General features: G+C 67.7%; 21 protein-coding genes. 12 read left to right on the top strand and 9 right to left on the bottom strand.

The genetic code is table 11. The features are described 5' to 3' along the window. From pafA to AC1DCZ_RS16960, 10 genes are all read left to right on the top strand, one after another. Positions 1-1,365 (top strand): Pup--protein ligase, encoded by a 1,365-nt coding sequence (gene pafA, locus AC1DCZ_RS16915; RefSeq protein WP_476895495.1) that lies wholly within the window; start codon positions 1-3, stop codon positions 1,363-1,365. A 111-nt stretch (positions 1,366-1,476) separates the two neighbouring features. After that, positions 1,477-2,412, top strand: a complete 936-nt coding sequence (locus tag AC1DCZ_RS16920) for an FKBP-type peptidyl-prolyl cis-trans isomerase (protein ID WP_476975630.1) — start codon at positions 1,477-1,479, stop codon at positions 2,410-2,412. 64 nt (positions 2,413-2,476) lie between these two features. Beyond that, positions 2,477-2,872: an FKBP-type peptidyl-prolyl cis-trans isomerase gene (locus AC1DCZ_RS16925; RefSeq protein WP_476975631.1), complete on the top strand. Its 396-nt coding sequence runs from the start codon at positions 2,477-2,479 to the stop codon at positions 2,870-2,872. A 126-nt stretch (positions 2,873-2,998) separates the two neighbouring features. Continuing rightward, entirely contained in the window at positions 2,999-4,987 is a 1,989-nt protein-coding gene (locus AC1DCZ_RS16930; RefSeq protein WP_476975632.1) for a helix-turn-helix transcriptional regulator, read from the top strand. Between the two features lie 32 nt (positions 4,988-5,019). Beyond that, positions 5,020-5,424: a hypothetical protein gene (locus AC1DCZ_RS16935; protein ID WP_476975633.1), complete on the top strand. Its 405-nt coding sequence runs from the start codon at positions 5,020-5,022 to the stop codon at positions 5,422-5,424. Between the two features lie 35 nt (positions 5,425-5,459). Next, positions 5,460-5,729: a Sec-independent protein translocase subunit TatA gene (gene tatA / locus AC1DCZ_RS16940; protein ID WP_476895500.1), complete on the top strand. Its 270-nt coding sequence runs from the start codon at positions 5,460-5,462 to the stop codon at positions 5,727-5,729. Between the two features lie 48 nt (positions 5,730-5,777). Next, positions 5,778-6,572: a twin-arginine translocase subunit TatC gene (gene tatC, locus AC1DCZ_RS16945; protein WP_476975647.1), complete on the top strand. Its 795-nt coding sequence runs from the start codon at positions 5,778-5,780 to the stop codon at positions 6,570-6,572. 24 nt (positions 6,573-6,596) lie between these two features. Further along, complete coding sequence (locus AC1DCZ_RS16950; RefSeq protein ID WP_476975634.1) at positions 6,597-9,473, top strand: DEAD/DEAH box helicase; 2,877 nt, start codon at positions 6,597-6,599, stop codon at positions 9,471-9,473. Between the two features lie 119 nt (positions 9,474-9,592). Further along, entirely contained in the window at positions 9,593-11,245 is a 1,653-nt protein-coding gene (locus AC1DCZ_RS16955; protein ID WP_476975635.1) for an amidohydrolase, read from the top strand. A gap of 453 nt (positions 11,246-11,698) precedes the next feature. Beyond that, positions 11,699-12,433: a polyprenol monophosphomannose synthase gene (locus tag AC1DCZ_RS16960; RefSeq protein WP_476975636.1), complete on the top strand. Its 735-nt coding sequence runs from the start codon at positions 11,699-11,701 to the stop codon at positions 12,431-12,433. Between the two features lie 108 nt (positions 12,434-12,541). On the opposite strand, the gene AC1DCZ_RS16965 is transcribed toward AC1DCZ_RS16960, so the two are convergent. The 4 genes from AC1DCZ_RS16965 to AC1DCZ_RS16980 form a co-directional block, all read right to left on the bottom strand. Further along, positions 12,542-12,889 (bottom strand): RNA polymerase-binding protein RbpA, encoded by a 348-nt coding sequence (locus AC1DCZ_RS16965; RefSeq protein WP_476895505.1) that lies wholly within the window; start codon positions 12,887-12,889, stop codon positions 12,542-12,544. 347 nt (positions 12,890-13,236) lie between these two features. Beyond that, on the bottom strand, positions 13,237-14,214 hold the full coding sequence (locus tag AC1DCZ_RS16970) for an SPFH domain-containing protein (protein ID WP_476975637.1): 978 nt from the start codon (positions 14,212-14,214) through the stop codon (positions 13,237-13,239). A 124-nt stretch (positions 14,215-14,338) separates the two neighbouring features. After that, positions 14,339-14,800: an NfeD family protein gene (locus AC1DCZ_RS16975; protein ID WP_476975638.1), complete on the bottom strand. Its 462-nt coding sequence runs from the start codon at positions 14,798-14,800 to the stop codon at positions 14,339-14,341. A 172-nt stretch (positions 14,801-14,972) separates the two neighbouring features. Next, complete coding sequence (locus AC1DCZ_RS16980; protein WP_476975639.1) at positions 14,973-15,830, bottom strand: methyltransferase domain-containing protein; 858 nt, start codon at positions 15,828-15,830, stop codon at positions 14,973-14,975. A gap of 106 nt (positions 15,831-15,936) precedes the next feature. On the opposite strand from AC1DCZ_RS16980, the gene AC1DCZ_RS16985 reads away from it, so the two are divergent. Further along, positions 15,937-18,051: a S9 family peptidase gene (locus AC1DCZ_RS16985; RefSeq protein WP_476975640.1), complete on the top strand. Its 2,115-nt coding sequence runs from the start codon at positions 15,937-15,939 to the stop codon at positions 18,049-18,051. A 21-nt stretch (positions 18,052-18,072) separates the two neighbouring features. Here AC1DCZ_RS16985 and AC1DCZ_RS16990 read toward each other — a convergent pair whose 3' ends face one another. Both AC1DCZ_RS16990 and AC1DCZ_RS16995 read right to left on the bottom strand, forming a co-directional pair. Beyond that, positions 18,073-18,744: a peptide deformylase gene (locus AC1DCZ_RS16990; protein ID WP_476975641.1), complete on the bottom strand. Its 672-nt coding sequence runs from the start codon at positions 18,742-18,744 to the stop codon at positions 18,073-18,075. A 9-nt stretch (positions 18,745-18,753) separates the two neighbouring features. Beyond that, complete coding sequence (locus AC1DCZ_RS16995) at positions 18,754-19,713, bottom strand: hypothetical protein (protein ID WP_476975642.1); 960 nt, start codon at positions 19,711-19,713, stop codon at positions 18,754-18,756. Positions 19,714-19,783: 70 nt separating this feature from the next. On the opposite strand from AC1DCZ_RS16995, the gene AC1DCZ_RS17000 reads away from it, so the two are divergent. Then, on the top strand, positions 19,784-20,176 hold the full coding sequence (locus AC1DCZ_RS17000) for a nuclear transport factor 2 family protein (protein ID WP_476975643.1): 393 nt from the start codon (positions 19,784-19,786) through the stop codon (positions 20,174-20,176). 56 nt (positions 20,177-20,232) lie between these two features. On the opposite strand, the gene AC1DCZ_RS17005 is transcribed toward AC1DCZ_RS17000, so the two are convergent. The 3 genes from AC1DCZ_RS17005 to AC1DCZ_RS17015 are packed head-to-tail and all read right to left on the bottom strand — an operon-like array spanning position 20,233 to position 23,343. Further along, positions 20,233-21,366 carry an FAD-dependent oxidoreductase gene (locus AC1DCZ_RS17005; RefSeq protein WP_476975644.1) on the bottom strand — a complete coding sequence of 378 codons (1,134 nt, stop codon included), beginning with the start codon at positions 21,364-21,366 and terminating at the stop codon, positions 20,233-20,235. Next, positions 21,359-22,078 (bottom strand): class I SAM-dependent methyltransferase, encoded by a 720-nt coding sequence (locus AC1DCZ_RS17010; protein ID WP_476975645.1) that lies wholly within the window; start codon positions 22,076-22,078, stop codon positions 21,359-21,361. The genes AC1DCZ_RS17005 and AC1DCZ_RS17010 overlap by 8 nt, the downstream gene beginning before the upstream one ends. Positions 22,079-22,080: 2 nt before the next feature. Continuing rightward, complete coding sequence (locus tag AC1DCZ_RS17015; protein ID WP_476975646.1) at positions 22,081-23,343, bottom strand: type III polyketide synthase; 1,263 nt, start codon at positions 23,341-23,343, stop codon at positions 22,081-22,083. Between the last annotated feature and the right edge of the window lie 271 nt (positions 23,344-23,614).

Below are 23,614 nucleotides of genomic sequence, written 5' to 3' on the forward strand. Positions count from 1 at the left end.
ATGGACAAGCGTATTTTCGGTATCGAAACCGAATTCGGAATCTCCTATTCGAGCCCGGAATCCCGGCCCTTGGCCCCGGAGGAAGTGGCCCGCTACCTCTTCCGCAAGGTGGTCAGCTGGGGACGGTCCTCCAACGTCTTCCTCACCAACGGCTCCCGCCTGTACCTCGACGTCGGGTCCCACCCCGAGTACGCCACGGCCGAATGCGACGACCTCGCCCAGCTGATCGCCCACGACAGGGCCGGGGAGCTGATCCTGTGCGACCTCGTGGACGAAGCCCAGGAACGGCTCGCCGCCGAAGGCTTCAACGGCACGGTGTACCTGTTCAAGAACAACACGGACTCCGCGGGGAACTCCTACGGCAGTCACGAGAACTACCTGATCCCGCGCCGCGGTGAGTTCTCCCGGCTCGCAGAGATCCTCATTCCGTTCCTCGTGACCCGCCAGCTGATCGCCGGGGCCGGCAAGATCCTGAAGACCCCGCACGGAGCCACGTTCGCCTTCTCGCAGCGCGCGGACCACATCTGGGAGGGCGTTTCGTCCGCCACCACACGGTCCCGGCCCATCATCAACACCCGGGACGAGCCGCATGCGGACGCCGAGTTCTACCGGCGCCTCCACGTCATTGTCGGCGACTCCAACATGTCCGAGACCACCGCGCTGCTCAAGGTCGGCACCGTGGACCTGATTCTGCGGATGATCGAGGCCGGAGTGATCATGCGCGACATGCGGATGGAGAACCCCATCCGGAGCATCCGGGAGATCTCGCACGACCTCAGCGGCCGGGCCCTCGTGCGCCTCGCCAACGGACGCCAGCTGACGGCACTGGAGATCCAGCGGGAATACCTCGGCAAGGTCACGGCCTTCGTCGCCGAACACGGTGCCCACAACGCGCATGTGCCGTTGATCCTGGATCTCTGGGGACGCACCCTCGACGCGATCGAGAGCGGAGACACGAGCACCATCGACACCGAGGTTGACTGGGCCATCAAGAAGAAGCTCATGGACAACTACAGTGCACGGCACGGGCTGAGCCTGGATGCGCCTCGGATCGCGCAGCTGGACCTGACGTATCACGACATTTCCCGCAGCCGCGGACTCTTCTACCTGCTGCAGGCACGCGGCGCAACGCGGCGGGTGGCGGATGACACCGCGATCAAGGACGCGGTGGAGGCTCCGCCGCAGACGACGCGCGCCAAACTCCGCGGCGACTTCGTCCGCCGTGCCCAGGAGCTCGGCCGGGATTACACCGTGGACTGGGTCCATCTGAAGCTCAACGACCGCGCCCACCAGACGATTTTGTGCAAGGATCCGTTCCGCAGTGTGGACGAGCGCGTGGATGCCCTTTTGGACTCTATGGGCTGATTGCCAGCTTTCCACGTTATTCTGGAGAGGGGCCGCCTGGCGGCCACCCCTTTCATTGCCACGGGCAACTGTCCGGCATTGAGTCCACACTGCCCCGACGAAAGTTTCTAAGTGCGCCGACTACTAGCAATTCTTCTTCCCGGACTGCTGCTCCTGACCGCCTGCGGCGGCACACCGCCGGCAGCAGCCCCGGAACCCACGAGCCAGTCCGCCGGCGAGACCGCGAAGCTGGACTCCCTCAAGCTGACGGAGAATGGCGACAAGAAAGCTCCGGGTGTCGACTTCACCAAGCCCCTCGATGTCAAGGAACCCACCATCAAGGTCGTCAGCGAAGGCAGCGGCGACAGGGTCAAGGCGAACCAGATCGCAGAGATCTCGATCGTGGCGTTCAACGGCACCGACGGCACCACAATGGAAGACACCTACCCGAACGATCCCGAGCCGCTCGAATTGAACGACCAGCTCAAGACCAGCAGCGCCGTGATCTATAACGCCTTCGTTGGCGCCAAGGTCGGTTCCCACTTGGCCCTCGCCGTCCCCGGACAGGCCGCCGCCGAGGGCGCTGAGGCCAAGCCCACCCAGCTGCTGATCGTCAAAGTGCTTTCCGCCAAGGACGCTCCGCCGGTCCTGGACAAGCCCGAGGGCGACGCCGTGACGCCGCCGGCCGGCCTGCCGACCGTCAAGGACAACGACAAGGGCGTCCCCGAGATCTCCGTCGCCGGCGTCCCCGCCCCGACAGCACTCGTCGCCCAGGACCTCATCAAGGGCAAGGGCCAGGAGGTCAAGGGGACCGACACCCTGACCGTCAACTACGTCGGAGTCGCCCTGGCCAGTGGCAAGGTGTTCGATTCCAGCTTTGACCGCGGCCAGAAGGCGACTTTCCCGCTCACCGGCGTCATCAAGGGCTGGACGCAGGGCCTGACGGGCAAGACCGTCGGCTCCCGCGTCCTGCTGGTGGTCCCCAAGGCCCTCGCCTACGGTGACCAGGGCCAGGGCGACGCCACCGGCGACCTCGTCTTCGTCGTCGACATCCTCGGCGTCAAATAGGCGCCGTCAAGTCATCACGGCCGAATAACCACGCCACACCAAAGCCACGCAAGAAGGAGCAACCATGTCATTTGGACAGCGCAACCTCGACCGCCAGAAGCCGGTAATTGAGTTCCCTGAGGGCGACGTTCCCACCGAACTGGTCATCACCGACCTGATCGAGGGCGACGGCGCCGAGGCCAAGGCCGGCGACACCGTCTCGACCCACTACGTGGGCGTCGCCTGGTCCACCGGCGAAGAATTCGATGCCTCCTGGGGCCGCGGTGCGCCGCTGGACTTCCGCGTCGGCGTCGGCCAGGTCATCCAGGGCTGGGACCAGGGCCTCCTGGGCATGAAGGTCGGCGGCCGCCGCCGGCTGGAAATCCCGTCCGAACTCGCCTACGGATCCCGCGGCGCCGGCGGAGCGATCGGCCCCAACGAGGCACTGATCTTCGTCGTGGACCTCGTCGCCGTCCGCTAGTCCCCACCCGGCCGCCGGGCCCTCCGGCGGCCAGGCGTGCGCGAGCGCGGTAACAATCGGGAAAGTTCTTCCCGCTGTTACCGCGCTTTCGTCTTAATCCGGCAGGGACTTTAGTACCCTTGCGGGGTGTCCGCCTCACGTACAGAACGCCTCCTGAACCTGCTCATCGCCCTGCTCAACACAAAGTACGGCCTGCCCCGCAGCGAACTGCGCGAGAAGGTGTACCACGACACCACCAGCAGCGATGTCGCGTTCGGCCGGATGTTTGAACGCGACAAGACTGAGCTGCGCCACTTCGGCTTCGAGGTGGAAACGGTCATGGAGACGGGCTGGTCCTCGGATGACCCCGCGACCACAAGGTACCGGATCGGCAAGGAATCCAACCGTCTCCCGGACGTCAGCCTCACCCCGGAAGAATGCACGGTGCTCATCCTGGCCGCCCAGCTCTGGGAGCGGGCAGCTCTGGGTTCGGCCGCCCTCAACGCGGTGCGCAAACTGCAGGCCGCGGGCGGACTGGTGGACCCCGAACTTCCCGCGGGCGTCCAGCCGCGCATCCGGCCAGCGGGCCAGGCTTTCGAGGACCTCCTCGCCGCCATGCACGCCCAGCATCCCGTAAGCTTCCGCTACTTCGCCGACAGCACCGGCAGGGAGGAAGAACGTCTGGTCGAGCCCTGGGGCCTGGGCAGCCGGTTTGGCCAGTGGTACGTCGTCGGTCAGGACCGGGCACGCGGAGCGAAGCGCTTCTTTCGGCTCTCCCGCCTCACCTCGGCGGTCACTGTGCTGGGCAAGGAGTCCTTCACCCCGCCGGCCGCGTTCAACGTCCGGGCCGAACTTGCAGGCCTCCGGGAGCTGCCCGTGCGCACCGCCGTCCTCGACGTCGAGAAGGGCCGGCTGCTGGGGCTGCGCAAGCGGGCCGCGCCTGCCGGGACCGCAGCCGGGGCGCCCCTGGCCGGCCGGGACAGGCTCAATGTGCCTTTCCGGGACGCAGAGACGCTGGGTGAAGAGCTCGCCTCCTACGGACCGAGAACGGCGGTGGTTTCACCGCCCGAGCTCGCCTCGGCCGTCCGCCGGCGGCTCACCGCCGCGGCGGACTTTGCTGCCGCTCCCGTCCCGAACGTGGCTTTCCCGGAAGACCGTGCCCACCCCGGTCAGGTCAAGCGCGGACGGAAACGCACCTCCGAGGACCAGCTCAAGCGCATGCTGCAGCTCGTGCCGTTCCTGGTGCACAACCAGGGCCTGCACATCAGTGAGGTCGCCGCGAAGTTCGGCGTCACCCGCAAAGAACTCGAAGATGACCTGCGGATCCTGATCTGTTCGGGCCTGCCCGAGGGCTACCCGGATGACCTCCTGGACATCCAGTGGGACGACGACCACGTCTTCATCATCCAGGACCTTGAAATGAACCGGCCTGTCCGTTTCACGGTCGAGGAGGCCTGCGCCCTGCTGACCGGACTGGAGACCCTCAACGGGCTGCCGGAGCTCGCCGAGGGCAGCGCCCTGGAGTCGGTGACGCTCAAGCTCATGGCCGCAGCGGGTGAGGAGGGCCGCAAAGCCGCGTCGCTCGCCGGACCGGAGGTGGCCCCTGGGAACTCCGCCACCCTGGAAACAGCCCGCGAGGCCATCCGTACCGGCGCCCAGCTCCACCTGCGGTACTTTTCCGCACAACAAGATGCCGTGTCAGAACGCGATGTCGACCCGCTGCGCCTCTATTCGCTGGACAACACCTGGTATCTCGAGGCGTACTGCCACTCCGCCCAGGGCCTGCGCAACTTCCGGCTGGACCGGATCGAAGCCCTGGAGCCGAACGGGCGACCCGTGTCCGAGGCCGCGAAGCCGGCGGACAGCTTCCCGGTGAAGCTCTTCACCCCCAACGACGACGACACTGTGGTCGTGGTGGAACTGGCCCCGCGGGGGACCGGACTGGCCGACGACTACTATGCCGAACGGACCGCCGCCCTCCCCGGCGGGGGAATGCTGGCCGAGATCCGGTTCGGCAGCACGGACTGGCTGCCCATGTTCGTCGCCCAGCACGGCGGCATGGTCCGTATCCTTCAGCCGGCCTCCCTCGCGGACGCTTCCCGGGAGTGGCTCGCCGCCGCCCTGGCCCAATATTAAGACTAGTAAGGACGCCAGCTAGACTACACAGCATGCCTTGGTGGTCCTGGATTGTGATCTGGATAGCGCTTATCGCGCTGTCACTGTTGTTGTTCGTCGTGCTCGGCGTGCGGCTGTTCCGGCAGTTCATGACAACGCTCAAGGAACTCGGCGAGGCAGGGGAACGGTTCTCGCACCTGCCGTCCCGGCCTGACTCCGACGACGTCGGTTCAGCCGCCGTTCATCTTGGCGCCGTAGGCTTCGACGGCGCAGAGAACGGGACGCCGCCCGGCTCCGGCCTGGAGCCTGGCGCCGCGGTCTTTGCCTCGCCCGCCCGGATGCGGCATGACTACGACGCATCCAAGCGGTCCCGGCAGGACCTGCGGCGGCAGCGGCGCATCCGGCGAAAGACGGACCGGGGCCAGCCCCAGGCGCTGCGCGACATCGAATTAGGATAGACGTAGGATGTATTTCAACGAAAGGACTTCCCGGCATGAGGCTTGAAGGCTGGCATCTCATCATCATCATCGTTCTGGCTCTGGTGCTTTTTGCTGCACCGAAGCTGCCCGGCATGGCCCGCAGCCTTGGCCAGTCGATGCGCATATTCAAGTCGGAAGTCCGCGAAATGAAGAAAGACGGCACCCCCGAAGCCAAGACGGAATCCGACCCCGTCGAGGGCAGGGTTGTGAACCACCCGCGGCCCGCCGGCACTGAAAGCCGCACCGGAGACGGCACCGACGTTCCGCCGTCCAGCCGCGCCTAAGACCACATGGCAGTAACCATGAACCGTCGATCCAATCCCGAGGGTCGGATGGCGCTCCTCGATCACCTAAAGGAGCTGCGCAACCGGCTCTTCAAGGCGGCGATCGCGGTCGTTGTGGGAACCGTGGTCGGCTTCTTCGTCTACGAGCCCATGCTTGCGGCGCTGATTAAGCCGATCCGGGACCTGAACCAGCATGAAGGCCGTCAGGCATCGCTCAATTTTGACGGCGTGGCAAGCTCCTTCGACCTGATGATCCAGGTGTCCGTCTTCCTGGGCGTCATCATTGCCAGCCCGGTCTGGCTCTACCAGCTCTGGGCGTTCATTGTTCCCGGCCTGCACAAGAAGGAACGCCGCATCGCGCTGTCCTTCGTTGCAGCCGCCGTGCCATTGTTTGTCGGCGGCGTGCTTCTGGCCTGGCTCGTGCTGCCAAACGCCGTACGCGTGCTGACCGACTTCACCCCCTCCGGCGGCTCCAACTTCATCAGCGCCCAGATCTATCTGTCCTTCGTCCTGCGCCTCCTGCTGGCGTTCGGCATTGCCTTCCTGCTGCCGGTTGTCCTGGTCGGCCTGAACCTGGCCGGCCTGGTCAAAGGCCAGCAACTGATGAAGAGCTGGCGCATCACCGTGTTCCTTGTCTGCCTGTTCTCCGCCATGGCCGCGCCGGGCGCGGACGCCACAAGCATGTTCTATCTGGCCGTGCCCATGCTGGTGCTTTTTTTCACGGCCATCGGGCTCTGTGTACTCAACGACCGCCGGCGGGAACGGCGCGCCGTCAAACTTGCCGCGGAGACCGAAGCCACCGCAGACAAGGCAACTCCCAGCTCCGAGCTGGAGAATCTCTAGCCGCCGGCGCACTAGGCTGGAAGCATGTCTTCAGAACCCGGACCGGAGTCACCGTCCGAACGCTACCGAGCCAGTGTCGAACGGGCCGCGGAAGCCAAAACGTATCTGGGCGGTTTCATCCGCACGCTCGAATTCGAACTCGACGATTTCCAGCGCGAGGCCTGCCTGTCCCTCCAGGCCGGCAGGGGAGTGCTCGTCGCGGCCCCGACCGGCGCGGGCAAGACGATCGTTGGGGAGTTCGCCATCTACCTGGCCCTCCAGCGCGGCCTTAAGGCCTTCTACACGACTCCTATCAAGGCCCTGAGCAACCAGAAGTACTCCGAGCTGGCCGCGAAATACGGTGCGGACCAGGTGGGCCTCCTCACCGGGGACACCAGCATCAATGGCGACGCTCCCGTGGTGGTGATGACCACGGAGGTCCTCCGCAACATGCTCTACGCGGACTCCGACACCCTGGCCGGCCTCGGCTTCGTCGTGATGGACGAGGTCCACTACCTTGCGGACCGCTTCCGGGGCGCCGTCTGGGAAGAGGTCATCATCCACCTGCCCAGCGAGGTCCAGGTCGCGTCGCTGAGCGCGACCGTCTCCAACGCGGAGGAATTCGGCGCGTGGCTCGACACGGTCCGCGGCCAGACTGACGTGATCGTCTCCGAACACCGCCCGGTACCCCTCTGGCAGCACGTCATGGTGGGCCGGAAGATCGTGGACCTGTTCGCAGGAGACACAACCTTCGATGAGATCGCCCCGGCCGGCGAGACGGATGTGTCCGCGGCCACCGCTTCCGCCGACCTCAGCACGCGGCCCGGGTTTGAGGTGAACCCGGAGCTCCTCTCCATGGCACGTGCGGAGAGCCAGATGAACTTCCGGGGCCGCTTCGGCCATGGCGGCCGCAACCAGCGTCGGCAGCAGCGTGACGAACCGCAGGGCGGTCCGCGCAGTCCGGTCCGGAAGTCCAGCCGTCCCCAGGTGATCGCGAGCCTGGACCGGCAGGACCTCCTGCCGGCGATCACCTTCATCTTTTCGCGCGCCGGCTGCGACGCCGCCGTCGCGCAGTGCGTCTCGGCAGGACTGTGGCTGACGACGGAGAAGGAACAGCTGATCATCGCCCAGAGGGTCGACGAAGCCGCCCAGGACATTCCCTCGGACGACCTCGAGGTCCTCGGGTTCTGGAGCTGGCGCGACGGCCTGCTCCGCGGCCTCGCCGCCCACCACGCCGGCATGCTGCCCACCTTCAAGGAAGTCGTGGAGAAACTGTTCGTCGACGGGCTCGTCAAGGCCGTTTTCGCTACGGAAACCCTGGCCCTCGGTGTCAACATGCCGGCCCGCTGCGTCGTGCTGGAGAAGCTGGACAAGTTCAACGGCGAGGCCCACGTCAACATCACAGCGGGGGAGTACACCCAGCTGACCGGCCGCGCCGGCCGCCGCGGGATCGACGTCGAGGGCCACGCCGTCGTGCTCTGGCAGCCGGGCACGGATCCGGCGGCAGTCGCGGGCCTGGCCTCGCGGCGCACTTACCCGCTCAACTCGAGCTTCCGGCCCACGTACAACATGTCCATCAACCTGCTGGCCCAGTTCGGCCGGCCCAGGGCCCGGGAAATTCTCGAATCCTCCTTTGCCCAGTTCCAGGCCGACCGTTCCGTCGTCGGGCTGGCGAAGCAGGTCAGGAGCCGGGAGGAATCGCTGGCCGGTTTCAGCAAGGCCATGACCTGCCACCTCGGCGATTTCACCGAGTACTCCCGGCTGCGCCGTGCCCTGTCCGACGCGGAGAACAACGCCTCGAAAAGCAGTTCGCGGGCCCGGAAGTCCCTCACCGAAGACTCCCTGAGCCGCCTCCTGCCCGGGGACGTCGTCGATGTCCCCACCGGCCGCGCCCCCGGACTCGCCGTCGTCCTCAGCTCCGACCACCACTCCCGTGAGCCCCGGCCCGCGGTCATGACCCTCGATAACCAATTGCGCAGGATCGGCACGCAGGACGTCGAGGGCCCCCTTTCGCCCATCACCCGGATCCGGATCCCGAAGTCCTTCAACGCCAAGGTGCCCAAGTCCCGCCGGGACCTGGCGTCCTCCGCCCGCAACGCCCTCCGGGACAACCGTCCGCCCGCGCCGCCGAACCGGAACGAGGACTTCGGCCGGGCCGCGGCACTGCCGGACCTGGAGCGGAGAATCACCGATCTGCGCCGGGAACTCCGCGCCCATCCGTGCCATGGCTGCAGCGAACGCGAGGACCACGCACGCTGGTCCGAACGCTGGTGGAAGCTCCGCCAGGAAACGGACTCCCTGGTGCGCCAGATCCAGGGCCGCACCAACACCATTGCCAAGACCTTCGACCGGGTCTGCGGCGTGTTGACGGGCTACGGCTACCTGGAAACGTCCGACGCCGGCGTGCCGTCCATCAGCCCCGATGGGCAGCGCCTCCGCCGCATCTACGGAGAAAAGGACCTGCTGATTTCCCAGGCTCTGCGGATGGGCGCCTTCAATGACCTCGACGCCGCGGAAATCGCGGCCTTGGCCAGCATCCTGGTGTTCCAGGCCAAGCGCGAGGACCGCGGGCTGCGGCCGAAGATGCCCAGCGTCTCGCTGGAATCCGCGGTGGACACTGTTGTGCACGAGTGGTCTGTTCTTGAAGACATCGAGGAGGCCGCGAAGCTCCCGCTGACCGGCGAGCCCGAGCTCGGCCTGGTGTGGCCGATCTTCAAATGGGCCAACGGAAGGCACCTACAGGATGTCCTGAGCGGCACGGACCTCGCCGCCGGGGACTTCGTCCGCTGGGTCAAGCAGGTCATCGACCTCCTGGACCAGCTCGCCAAGATCCCGAGCCTGGACCCCCGTATTGCGCGGCTCTGCGGCGACTCGATCAAACTCGTCAAACGCGGCGTCGTCGCGTATTCCTCGGTGGCTTAGCGCCCGTATATACACCGGCCCTGAACCGGCCACCCGCCGGAATCACCTTGCAAACACCGCACTCTATTTCGAATATGCCGGCGCCGTGCCGGCAAACAGTTACAAGGAGCCTCCGCACCATGACCGACTCACCGGCCGCCCCGGCACCCCGCAAGGTCACGCTGTACCGCAACGGTTCCGTCTACACGGCCGCCGACCCCTTTGCGACGGCGATGCTCGTCGACGGGGACACCGTTGCCTGGGTCGGCTCGGAGCAGGCCGCGAGCTCGATTGCCGACTCCTCCATGGACGTCATCGACCTCCAGGGTGCGCTCCTGGCTCCCGGATTTGTCGACTCCCACGTGCACCTGACGGAGACCGGTATTGCCCTGGAATCCCTACAGCTCGGCGGCGTCCGATCGGCCGCTGAACTGCTGGCGGCCGTGGCAGGGTCCGCCCAGCAGGGCACTGTGCTGGGCCACGGATGGGACGAAAGCCTGTGGGCCGATCCGGCACTGCCGGGGCCGGAAGAACTCGAACGTGCGGCTGGCGGCAGGAAGGTCTACCTGTCCCGCGTGGACGTGCACTCGGCGCTCGTCTCGCCTTCCCTCGCGGCGTCGGCGGCGCTGGATGGCCTTGACGGCTACTCTGCCGGCGGCCAGGTCAAACGCGGCGCCCACACTGCCGCCAGGCTCGCCACCCGGCAGCTTCCCGCCGCAGCGCTGCGCGGCTACCAGCAGCGGGCGCTGGCTGAGGCCGCCGCCCACGGCTATGTTGGCCTCGCCGAGATGGCGGCCCCCCACATCGGCAGCGTCCTGGACCTGCAGCTCGCGGCGGCCTGGAACACGGACGGCGACGGCGGTGGGGCAGTACCGGAGATCCTGCCGTACTGGGGTGAGCTGGCCACTTCAGCGGACCATGCCCGGTCCGTCCTGGACGGCCTGGGCGTATCCGTCCTCGGTCTCGCCGGAGACCTGAACATCGACGGCTCGATCGGCTCGCGGACTGCTGCCCTGCGTGCGGACTACAGCGACGCTCCCGGGGAGCGCGGTAGCCTGTACCTCTCAGTCCCGGAGGCGGCCGCTCACTTGGCGGCGTGCTCGCTGCTGGGCATCCAAGCAGGTTTCCACATTATCGGCGACGCCGGCCTGGATGCAGCCCTCGAGGCCCTGGACCTGGCAGCCGCCGAGGTGGGGGAGCAGCGGATCCGCGCCGCCGGCCACCGTTTTGAGCATGTCGAGATCGCCGACCCTGGAGCCATCAGCCGGCTGGCCCACTATTCCGTCACGGTCAGCGCCCAGCCCGTCTTCGATACCCTCTGGGGAGCAGAGGGCGCCCTCTACGAGCGGCGCCTAGGCTCCCGCCGCCTGGGCATGAACCCTTTCGGATCCTTCTACGCCGCCGGCGTCCCCATCTGCTTCGGCAGCGACAGCCCGGTGACCCCGCTCCGTCCTTGGTCCAGCGTCCGCGCGTGCCTGGAACACACCAACCCCGCGGAACAGATCTCGGCCCGCGCGGCGTTCCTCGGCCACACACGGGCCGGGTGGCGCGCGGCCCGCTACCGGAACCCCATGGCCGGCCAGCTGGTCCCGGGGGCTCCGGCCAGCTTCGCAGTCTGGGAGGTCGAGGAACTGATGGTCCAGGTCGCTGACGGCCGGGTCCAGTCCTGGAGCACGGACCCGCGCGCCCGCACGCCGCTGTTGCCGGCCTTGGATACGGGCAACGATCCCGTCTGCCTCCAGACGGTGCGGGAAGGCCAGCAACTGTTCTCCAGCGGTTCCCTCGGCTCCTGAGGACCGGGCTGCCCTGCCTCGTCATCCGGGACGCCCCGCACGAAACATTGACGTTTCCACCCGCCCTTGAGCTGGGCCGAAGGATATCCGGGCAGGTCACGGATCGGTTGACAGATCCGGGCGCCTCCGTAGCATTGAGGGGCGACGGAGGCTTGCGCCAGTCTCCGGTCGTCCCCGGTCCGTGCAGCGGGCTGCCGCCCGTGCGGGAGCTTGCCTGGCCGTGACCGCGGGTCCCCTCAGGGGCGGGTCCACTTCGCAGCAGAAAACGGTTCCGGCGCCGCTCATCGCGGCCTGCCGGAACTGGCCCGATGCGGGTGGACCTGCCCGGCGGGGACGCCCGGCCTGCGAATCGCCGGCGACTCCCTATAATGGAGAGTTGCGTCCCGCTGACAGTCAGTACAGTCTGCTGCCTGCCGGGCGCTTTGACCGCTCCCTTCAAGGAAAGGCCTCGCTGTGCGTGTCCTCACCATCATCCCGACCTACAACGAGCTCGAATCGTTGCCGAAGACCCTCGGGCGCCTGCGCACGGCCGTGCCGGCTTCCGACGTGCTGGTCGTCGACGACAACAGCCCCGACGGCACGGGCCACTTGGCGGATCGCATTGCCGCGGAGGACGCGCAGGTCCACGTCCTCCACCGCCAGGGCAAGGCCGGGCTCGGCGCAGCCTACATCGCCGGCTTCAAGTGGGGCCTCGCGGCCGGCTACGACGTCCTCGTCGAAATGGACGCAGACGGTTCGCACCAGCCCGAGCAGCTCCCATTGCTGCTCGACGCCGTCGAGCAGGGCGCCGACCTCGCCATGGGTTCCCGCTGGGTTCCCGGCGGCAGCGTCGTGAACTGGCCCCTGTACCGCCAGGCCATCTCCCGGGTCGGCAGCACGTATGCCCGCGTCATGCTGGGCGTCAAGATCAAGGACGTCACGGGCGGCTTCCGCGCTTTCCGCCGCAACACCTTGGAGAAACTGAACCTCGACGCCGTTGACTCGGTCGGTTACGGGTTCCAGGTTGACCTTGCCTGGCGTGTCGCCAAGCTCGGCTTGAAGATCGTGGAGCGCCCCATCACCTTTGTCGAGCGTGAGCTTGGCGCCTCCAAGATGAGCGGCAATATCGTGGTGGAAGCCATGATCAACGTCACCAAATGGGGCCTCCTGGCCCGCTGGAACAAGCTGACGGGCAAGGAAGCCGCCTAGCCGTTCCCGCGGCCAACGGACAGCAAAGGGCCGGGCCCGCATCGTCGGACGACGTTGCGGGCCCGGCCCTTTGTTTATCAGTGGTGCGCTTGGTGGCGCGCCGGCGTCTTAGGCCGAGCGGCGTTCGCCGCGGCGTTCACGCAGGATCGTGAGGCGGTCGTCGAGGATCTGCTCCAGCTCGGGAAGCGAGCGGCGCTCCAGCAGCATGTCCCAGTGCGTGCGCACTGCCTTCTCGTTGCTGTTGACGGGGCGTTCGCCGTCGACAAGCAAGGCTTCCTTGCCTGTCTTCGAAACCCATACCGGGGGGATCTCCGCTTCGGAAGAGAAGGTCACGAACACCTGCTCGCCGTCCTCGCAGCGGTACTCAACGCGCTGGCGCGGAGCCGGTTCGACGCCGGATTCGGTCTCCATGCTCTGTGCGCCAAGGCGCATACCCCGCAGGCTGCGATCGCTCATCTTTTCTCCCTCTATTCGGTTCGCGGGGTGGTGCCCCGCGTTAGCCGGGGGCTGTGGGGCCTGGCCGGACTATTGTTTGCATCGCGTTGCATCTGTGCCCAAATGCCGCATTTGCAGTCACTGAATTAACGCTTTGCGAAGCTTATTTGTTCCGGCCAGCTGAACCTGCCGGACAAATATTCAAGTATACGGGAACGGCGCGTCCCCGGTAAAGCCTGGCCACGCTTCCGTGGACGGTGAGTCGTCGGCCGGTCACGTCCCGGCGGCCCCGTACCCGTCGGCTGGAGCGTACCTCACCGGTGAGGCACGCTCCTCCGGGCTCGGCCAAAGGCCACGCAGGGCACGGCTCACGGCTCCGGGTGTGTACCTGCGACCGGTCCCGCCGTCCCTGCGCCTGCGCCGTCCTCCCGGCCCGCCACTGCGCCCGGGCCGAACAGCCCCTCCGTTGCCGGGCCGTTAGTGCCGAGGGCACTGCCGATCCCCTTGAGGGCCTCGCCGATCTCGCTGGGAATGATCCAGAGTTTGTTGGACGTCCCCTCGGCAATCTTCGGGAGGGTCTGCAGGTACTGGTAGGCGAGGAGTTTCTGGTCCGGGTTGCCCTTATGGATCGCGTCGAACACCTTCTGGATGGCCTGGGCTTCACCGTCGGCCCGGAGGATCGCCGCCTTGGCGTCGCCTTCGGCCTTCAGGATTGAGGACTGCCGCTGGCCCTCGGCCGTGAGGATGGCCGACTGCTTGGTACCTTCGGCGGTGAGGATGGCGGCGCGGCGGTCACGTTCGGCACGCATCTGCTTTTCCATCGAGTCCTGGATGGAGTGGGGCGGATCGATTGCCTTGAGTTCGACCCGGGAGACGCGGATGCCCCAGCGGCCTGTGGCTTCGTCCAGGACCCCGCGCAGCTGTCCGTTAATCTGGTCGCGGGACGTCAAGGCTTCCTCGAGGTTCAGCCCGCCGACGACGTTGCGGAGGGTGGTCGTAGTGAGCTGCTCAACAGCCTGGATGTAGTTGGCGATCTCGTACGTCGCGGCCCGCGCATCGGTCACCTGGAAGTACACCACAGTGTCAATGGAGACCACCAGGTTGTCCTCGGTGATGACGGGCTGCGGCGGAAAGGAGACCACCTGTTCCCGCAGGTCAAGCAACGGCAGCAGCCGGTCGACAAACGGAATCAGGATTGTCAGGCCCGGGTTCAGGGTCCGCTGGTACTTGCCGAGCCGTTCAACGACGCCGGCACGCGCTTGCGGGATGATCCGCACCGACCGGACAAGCACGATAATTACGAACGCGACCAGAACCAGCAGCACAATTGCGACTGCGATATCCATACATCACCTTTTCCCCAGTTGTTTCGTTGAGCTCTCGCTGTGGCGGATCCGCCGCCACGTCGCCTGCCGCCGGTGCCGGCTGCAGGAAGTCGTTGCCGCAAAGCGGCGTGCCCATCTTCGACGGCTACTGCACGGCTGTTTCCGGCTCCGGGGCCACGACGGCGGTGGCGCCGTCGATGGCGCTGACGACGGCGTGCTGTCCCGGTTGCAGGACCCCGGTCTCGGACCGGGCGCTCCAGACGTCGCCGCCGATCTTGACGAGACCGCCGCTTGCGCTGACGGCTTCCATGACGAGCGCGGACTCGCCGATCAGGCGCTCGATGTTGCTCCGCTGGTCTGCCGGGCCCCTGTTGAGGTGCTTGAGGGCGACCGGCCGGACGAAACCGATCATGAGCAGGGACACCACGCAGAAGGAGACTATCTGGAGCCAGAGGTCCGCGCCGGTGAAGTCGGCAATCAGCCCGGCGAGGGCGCCGCCGCCTAGCATGATGAAGAAGAGATCCAGGGTGAGCATCTCGACCACGGCAAACACCAGGAATGCCGTAAGCCACAGGGCCCACCAGTTCCCGGCCAGCCACTCGAACATCTGTTTCCCCCTTCGTCACGGGAGTTGTGCGCACAGCTCCCCAGTAACTGTGATTCCATCCTAAGCCGGAGTGCAAGGGCCGGGGCCGGCCACCAGGAACTACGGGCCAATGCGGCCAAGTCGTTATGCGGGGCGGGCCGTCCGGGTCCACGCGGGCGCCCGGGAAGAAGGGCTAGGCAAGGGGCTCAAACGCGCTGATCCGGAAGCGGGCGGACACTGCGGTCCGGGGCGGCATCCCGGCCACGAGCCCGGCCAGGGCGGCCCGGTCCAGGTGGTGGCCTGCAGGCCCCATCAAGGCCAGGTTGGCCACGTCCTGCGGGGTCAGGGACAGCGGCACATCCAGGTCGCGTGCGACGAGCGGGGAAAAATGACCCCTCAGGGAGGCGGCGAGCCGCTCGTTCTTCGCCGGTTCGATGCCCAGCATCCCGGTCTTCCCGGAGACCTCGCCGAGATGGCCGGCCCTCGGCGTGACCACCACCAGCCGCCCCCCTTTGCGGAGGACACGGGCGAACTCGGCCGCATTGCGCGGCGCAAAGACAACAGTGACGACGTCGACGGCGTCGTCCGCTAGAGGCAGCGGCTGCCATATGTCGGTGACCAGGTTCACGGCCTCCGGGTTCAACCGCGCGGCTCGGCGCAGTGCGAACTTGGAAATGTCCAGGCCGATGGCGGCGGCCGGAGTCCTGTCCAGCAGGGTCCTGAGGTAGTGGCCGGTGCCGGTACCCGCGTCCAGCACGGTGGCTCCCGGGCCGCGGGCGGCGCCCGACAGCGCGGGGGCGGCCAGTTCCGCGACGGCGTCGGCGAGGGGCTGATAGTGGCCGGCGGAGAGGAAATCGAAACGGGCCGCCACCATGTCGGCCGCGTCGGCCTCAAACACGGTGCCCTTGCCGACGAGGAAGTTGAAGTAGCCCTGCCTGGCCGCGTCGAAGCTGTGGCCGGCCGCGCACACCAGGATGCGGGCGTTGCCGTCGCGCGGCCCCAGGGCGGCCCGGCACACCGGGCAGAGCAGGGACGAGGAGGCGGGGAGCATACAGTCCATCCTAGGGGCGCGGCTGCGTGCGGGGACCGCCCGGACGGCACACCGGGAGGGCGTGAGGTATTTCACAGTCCGCGCAACACGGGTTAGGCTCACAAGCGTGAAATCCGAACATCTGCCGCTGCTCAATTCCGTGTCCGCCCCCGCCGTGCACCCTGACGGCTCGCGGGCCGTAGTATCCGTGGTCCGACCCGACTTTGACGCCGACGCGTACGTGGGCCAGTTATGGACCGTTCCGCTGGATCCGGCGCAGCGGCCGCGGCGCCTGACCCGTGGTTTCCGTGACACAGCCCCGGAGTTCTCGCCGGACGGTCTGGTGCTGGCGTTCCTCCGCGCGGCGCCGGGCGGGAAGCCGCAGCTCCATGTGGTGGAGGCATCCGGCGGCGAGCCGCAGCCCGTTACGGATGCACCGCTGGGCGTGTCCGCCTTTGCCTGGTCTCCGGACTCGCGGACGATCCTGTTCAGCGCCCGGGTCCCTGCGGATGGCCGGTACGGCAGTGTCGAAGGCGTCTCCGCCGGCGGCGAGGACGCCCGGATGATCACCGACTACCAGTACCGCATGAACGGCGTCGGCTACACCGCAGACAAGCCGCTGCAGCTGTTCCTCGTTGAACTGCCGGAGCTCGACGCGGAACCGAAGGTGGCGCCGGCCGGCCGGGCCTTGAAGGCCCGGGCCTCCTCCGCTGCCGGCCCCCAGGGGAAAGCTGACACCTTGTTGCCTTCGGCCAAACAGCTCACCGCGTCGGCCACGGACCACGACGGCGCCAGCTTCAGCGCCGATGGCCGTACCATCTACTTCACCGCGGCCCTGCATGAGGGCCGCGACAGCGACCTCGAGAGCGGGATCTACTCGATCCCCGTCGGGGGAGGGCACCCGGAAGCAGTACAGCCGGGCAACTCCGGCCGGCAGACGGTCAGTGCCGTACGCCAGTCCCCGGACGGGCAATGGCTGTTCTTCCTCGCCCAGGACATCGGCGACTCCGGCCAGGACTTCGTGGCCCGGAACACCGCCTTGTGGGTCATGCCGGCAGCTGGCGGGGCCGCCTCCGTCCTGAGCGACGTCGAGACTGTGGACCTCAGCGCCAGCAGCCGGATCGAACTGCGGGGCGCAGACCGGGCCCTGGTGCTGAACAACGCGCACGGGACGGTCGAGCTGCACGAGTTCGGCGCCACCGGCAGCCACGACGTGCTGGTCGACGGCGTCCGGGTGGTCACCGGGGCCGCCGCGCGTGGCGGATCGCTCGTGCTCAGTTTCACCAATGCCTCGACCGCCGGGGACGTGGCAGTGCTCGACAGCGGCCGGCTCCGGCTCCTGACGGATTTCTCCGCCCCGCTGCGCACCGAGGCCGGCGTGATCGAACCGCAGGAGCTGTGGTTCCCGTCCGCAGACGGCTACCCGGTCCACGGCTGGCTCGTGAAGCCTGCAGGCAAGGGCCCGCACCCGGTGCTGCTGAACATCCATGGCGGGCCGTTCGCCCAGTTCAGCGGGGCACTGTTCGACGAGGCCCAGGTCTATGCCGAGGCGGGCTATGCGGTGTTGATGTGCAACCCGCGGGGCTCGGCCGGTTACGGGCAGGCTCACGGCCGGTCCATCAAGGAGCGGATGGGAACTGTTGACATGCACGACGTCCTCGCCTTCCTGGACGGGGCCGTGGCGAAGTTCGAGGAGCTCGACGCCGACAACCTCGGCATCATGGGCGGATCCTACGGCGGCTACCTGACCGCGTGGACGATCAGCCACGACCACCGTTTCCGCGCGGCGATCGTGGAGCGCGGTTTCCTGGATCCCGTGAGCTTTACCGGGTCATCCGATATCGGCTGGTTCTTCGGCGGCGAATACACCGGCCGCTCCGCGGAACAGATGCAGGCCCAGAGTCCGATGGCGCGCGTGGACCACGTGCGGACCCCGTCGCTGGTCATCCACAGCGAGGAGGACCTGCGCTGCCCCGTGGAACAAGGCCAGCGGTACTTCACGGCGCTCAAGCTGCGGGGGGTGGAGGCCGCCTTCCTGGTGTTCCCCGGTGAGAACCACGAGCTCTCCCGGTCCGGAACGCCCCACCACCGCAAACAGCGGTTCGACGAAATCCTGAAGTGGTGGGCCCGCCACCTCCCGACGCCCGCGAACCCGGCGCCGGGTTCCGCGGCGGAAGCTCCCGCGGCGGAAGCTGCAGCGTTGGATTCAGACCCGCGGGCTGCGACACCGGCACACCAGTGACGCCGGGGAGCGCCGCCGGGTCTACGCCGGCGGAGCGTCCGGCAGGAACCCGAGTTCCTGCCGGGCATGGCTGATGTCCGGCTGGGACCAGCGGGCGGAGTATTCGGCGTTACTGCTGATCGAACGCAGCTCCGCCCGGTCCAGGTAGAGGATCCCGTGCACGTGATCCGTCTCGTGCTGGACAATCCGGGCCTGCCAGCCGCTGAACTCTCGTTCGAGCCTCGAACCGTCCAGGGCAGTGAAGCCCAGCCGCACCGTCTGCGGCCGCATGACCGCTGCCTGCAGCCCGGCCACGGAAAGGCATCCCTCGTAGAAGGCCACAGCCGCAGACCCGAGCGGCACGTACGACGGGTTCAGCATGACGAAAAACGGCAGCGGTTCACGCCCGCGGGCGGCAGCAACGTCGGGATCCACCTCAAACTGGTCCTCCAGTACCGCGATCTGCAGGGGGATCCCGAGCTGCGGGGCGGCCAGGCCAACGCCGGGAGCCTTGTGCATGACGCTGCGCATGAGGCCCACGAGCTGTCCGAGTTCCGCATCGGTCAGTTGGCCGGTGAACGGCGCGGCAGCATGCCGCAGAACAGGGTGGCCCGCCTGGACAATCGGGGGCAGCACGCCGGCGGTCAGGATCTGCTGCACGGTCTCCTGGATGCGTGCGGCACTGAAGTCGGTGGGCTTGGCGTCTGAGGACATGGGACCAGACTACTGTCGTCCGCAGGCTGTCGTGACAAAGTCATAGATCCTGTCCCGTAATGTGGCGCCGGCGTCGATCTTCAGGAGGCCCTCCCGTCCTGCGACGCTTACCCTGAGCGGCAGTAGCGTCCCCACCTTGTCTTCCGCCACTGCGTGGGGATCGCAGCGGGCCGGCCGGATGCCAAGCCGGAGCTCCTGGCCGGCACCGCCGGCGCGCACTGTGACGGCCCGGGGCCACGGTGCGGCCGGGTCTTCGGCGAGCAGGGTGGTTTCCTGGATGCGGTCGATCGTCAGGGCGTCGGCGGCGCCGGCGGGACCGTGCGGGGTAACGAGGAGCCGCACGACGGCGGTCTTCGCGTCCGCTGCCACCTCAAGTTCCGGCACGGCCCGGATCGAGGCCACCGCCGCGGCAGCCTGCGAAAGGCACATTTCGGCGTTGTTCCTGGCCAGGACGCCGTAGGGGTCCGGCGCCGCAGCCGTCGGGGCAGCGCCGGGAGCTGCTCCGGCGCCGGACGTGGCCAGCCGGAGGGACACAGTGGCGGGCTCGCCGGCGCCTCCTGCCGGAGCCGGCGAGCGGCTGCAGTCCGGGGCGGGCAGTGGAGCCGGAATGCTCTTCGTCTGCCCCGGCGGGAGCTCGATGCCGCCCGGCTGTCCGGGCCACGCGATCGCGGCACTGAACAGCGGGCTCACCAGCTCCGCACCGGCGACCGTCAGCGGCCGTCCCGTGGTGTTTGTGAGCTGGATTTCAATGATCTGCTTGCTGTAGTTGTCGCGGTACTGGTTGATTTCCGCAGTCACGGGCGGCGGAACTGCCGGGGCGGCGGTGCTCGTTTCCGTGCCGGCGGTGCTCCCACTGCAGGAAGCCGCAGCGGCCAGGAGTGCGACGGCGGCCGCGGCATGCAGTGATGTCCGCAATACTGATTGCACGGCCGCTTGACGACGGCGGCGGCTCGCGGGGAGCGGGTCCATGCGGCCAGTCTATTCCCCGGCGCGTTTCGCTCCACCTGCCGGGTTCCCGGCCGTCGGCTAGTGTCATTCCATGACTGCACGAGCTTCCCACGGCACGCCACTTGACTGCGTTCTCGGCCTCTTGCGTGCCCTGGAGTCCGGCGGCAGGGCGGCCGGGATCGGCCCGTTCCTGGCCGAGAACTACACCCTCGTCGAGGCACCCCATCTGCTGGCCCCGGAAGGGGCGACGCGCAACCGCGAACAGGCCCTGGCCGGGGCGGACGCCGGGGGCCAGGTCGTCTCCGGGCAGCGCTTCGACGTCCGGCGGACAACCTGTGACGGCAGCCGCGTGGTGGTGGAGGCCGATTGGTCCGCGACCGTGCTGATGGATCTGCCGTATTGGGACGCAGGCGAGCTCATCCGTGCCCGGACGGCATCGGTCTTCGAGGTGCGGGATGGCCGGATCGTCAGCCAGGACAGCTAAGACTGCTATTACACCTCACCCTGAGCCGGGCTTCCGGCGGCGGGGCCCCGCGGCCGTCAATGCATCGTGAAGCGGCGGGCCACCAGCGAATTGACGGCGGGAACGCCAGCGGCGGCGGAGATAGCCCGGTTCCGCACCGTCAGAACACCGGCCGGGAGCGGGCGCCCCAACGCCATGTTGATCTCCGCCTGCCGAACCGCTTTGGCCGCTGACCGCAGCCGGGTCCGTTCAAAGGCCCGCAACGGCCCGGCCACGTTTTCGCCCTGCAGTCCAGCCAGCAGCGCAGGCACAAGCGCCGCCGCGTCGAGCCATCCGAGGTTCATGCCCTGGCCCCCGATCGGGCTGACCTCGTGGGCTGCGTCCCCGATCAGCACGGTGCGCCCGGCGACCATCCGGCGGGCCACGCGTGAGCGGACACCGAAGCTGCTGAGCATGCTGTTGGTCCCGGGGTCGACGCCGATCCCGGTCCGCTCGAGGACGCGGTGCGCCAACCACCGGGCGTCCGCATCCGGCTGGGCCACATCGAGCCGGACCACCCAGCGGCGCAGCCTCCCGGGCAGGGGGAAGGACTCGACGATGCCTTCGCCTTCCAGGAACAGCGCGGCGTCCGGGCCGAAGTCCGTGCTGTCGGCAAAATCTCCCATCAGATAGCTGTCCGGGTAGTCCTTCGCCCGCAGCGGGATGCCCTTCAGCGCGCGCACGCCGGAGCGCACACCGTCGGCCGCGATGACAAGGTGCGCCGCGTACCGGTGCGGACCGCCGGCCGAGGCAGCCTCCACCGTGACCCGGCCGCCGTCGTCGTGCAGCCTGCGGAGCCGGACGCCGCGGAGGAGGGCCTCCGGGTCCAGCTCACGAACGCGCTGTTCCAGCACCGCTTCGGTGCGCACCTGCGGCAGGGCGAGCACGTACGGGTAGTTCTCGGACACGCCGGCGAAGGACATCTCGGCGAGCGTCCTGCCGCCGGCGACTGCAATGCCGCGACGGATCCGGACGCCGCCGGCAATGAGCGCCCGTGCGACGCCGACCTGTTCAAGCGCCGCAAGCGCCGGGGGATGGATGCCGATGGCGCGGGAGTGCGGATCCGGGGTTGTCCGTTGTTCCAGAACCCGGACCGCGACGCCGTGCTGCAGCAGGAGGGCGGCCATGAACAACCCCACCGGGCCGCCGCCGATAATCAGCACGTCAGCCACTGGCAGCACGCACCGTCGCGTTGTCCAGGATCAGCACGTTGCGAAAGGGGGAGTGCCTGAGCACCGTCCATCCCGGGCGAGCGGCGGACCTCAGCTCCGGCGCGGTGTAGCTTCTCCGGATGGAGGTAAGCCCGTCCTGCCGGATGTAGGAACCGGTGAAAATCCAGGCGCCCGCAAAGAACAGCGCGTAGGCGGCGGGGGAGCGGCGGAGGTCGTTGTGGATGGCCAAGCCACGGCCCAGCACAGCCGACTCGTCGAGGAACCGTGGAAACTCCTCTGCCCCCAGATGGTGGAGGACGTGGTTGGACACCACGAGGTCGTAGCTTTCCCCGTCCGCCACGAGCTGCGCGGCGGCGGCCTGGCGGAACGTGACTCCTGAGGCCGCATGCCGCTCACGCGCGAAGCGGCTGGCCCGCGGGTCAGGGTCGATGGCCGTGATCTTCAGGCGCAGCCCGTCCCGCGCGGCCCAGCGGGCTAGCAGTACCGGCACGTCCCCGCCACCGCAGCCGATGTCCAGCAGGGTTGTCGGGACACTTTGGGACAGCCGTGGCCGCAGCCGGGTCCGGTAGATGCCGCGCCAGCCCGCTACCAGACGGTTGACCATGGCGAACTGGGCATAGGTGCGGTCCAGCCGCCGGGGGTCGCATCCGGGCAGGTCCATTTCCTCGACCGCGTCTGCGGCGCGGTCCCGCAGGAACTTCACGCTGTGCATTTTCAGGCGAGGGCCGGCGCCGACAGCGGTGGTGGACCCTGGACTGTCCCAGCCGCCGTCTCGGCTCTGGATTCTGCCCTGGTGTCCGGACGTAAGGGCGCAGCGCGCCGCGGGTCCCGGAGCTTGGTGAAGAGCGCTGTTTCCACCGTCAGTCCGGGGCCGAACGCCATCGAGCAGATCCGCTCGCCGCCGTCCGGCCCTCCGCCGCCGGCTCCGTCCGCTGGCGGGAGGTCGAGTATGTGCTTGATCACGAAGAGCACCGTGGCGCTGCTCATGTTGCCGAAGTTGCGGAGCGTTTCGCGGGCAGGGACCAGCTGTTCATCGCTGAGGTCCAGCCGTGACTGGACCTTGTCCAGAATGCTGCGGCCGCCGGGATGGATGGCCCAGTGCCGGATGTCCCGGTAGGGGAGACCCAGCAGGGCGCTCTCCCGGGACAGCAGGGGTTCCAGTGCGCCGATGATGTGGTCGTCAATGATGTGGGGGACGTAATTGCCGAGCACCATCTCGAACCCTTCGTCGCCGATGTTCCACGCCATGGATTCCTCGCCGACGGGCGTGAGCACCGTCTCGAAGTGGTCCAGGCGCATCAGCGCGGGTTCGTCCGGGATGTCCCTGGCGCTGACGATGGCCGCGGCGGCACCGTCGGCAAACAGTGCCGATCCCATGATCGTGTCGGGATCGTTGGAGGTGCGGACGTGGAGGGAACAGAGTTCAGCGCAGACCACCAGCACCACGGCGTCCGGATCGGCCTCACAGAAGGACTTGGCAGCCCGGAGCGCCGGGAACGCCGCGTAGCAGCCCATGAACCCCAGGTGGTAGCGCTGCACGGCAGGGTTCAGGCCGAGGGCGCGGACGATTTTGTAGTCCGGGCCGGGATTGAAGAATCCAGTGCAGGAGACGGTCACGAGGTGAGTTATGTCAACTAAATCGATTCCCGGACAGGCAGCCAGGGCCTTCTGCGCCGCCCCGATGAAGAGCTTGGTCGCTTCGGTGGCGAAGATGTCGTTCCGGACTTTGGTGCTGGGACTGAGCAGGAGTCCCGTTGTGGGATTGAAGAACCGGGGATTTTCCGCCTGGCTGTCCTTGGTCAGTTCCTCGACGGCGGTGTGCCGCGTGTCGATGGCCGCCGAATCAAAGCAGGTGCCGACGAGCCGGGTGCCAAGCCTGGTGAGCCCTGGCTGGGCGGCAAAAACATCCCGGGCCTCGGACTGGATCAGGACAGTTGGCGGAACAGCAGTTTCCAGGGACCTCAGGTAGACCGTCATGGTTCATTCTCAGCGAGACGGTCGCCAAAGACAATGGATTCGGCCTGACAACAGAGTACCCGTGGGGCGGATATCTCGGGCTTGCCGCCGGGGTCAGAGGGCCACTTCCGGGCTCCCCTCAGAACTGGCAGCGGGACGTGTTGATGTGGGACGAGTTGGCTTCCCGGAAGCCGTTCGTTGGGCGGACCCTATAGCGTGATGCTGTGACTGTTTTGCTTGGTGGGGAAGCCAACCCCATGGGATCCGTCGTGCATTTTCTTGAAGCTCCACT

The sequence above is a fragment of the Arthrobacter sp. 10N418 genome (assembly GCF_056394725.1).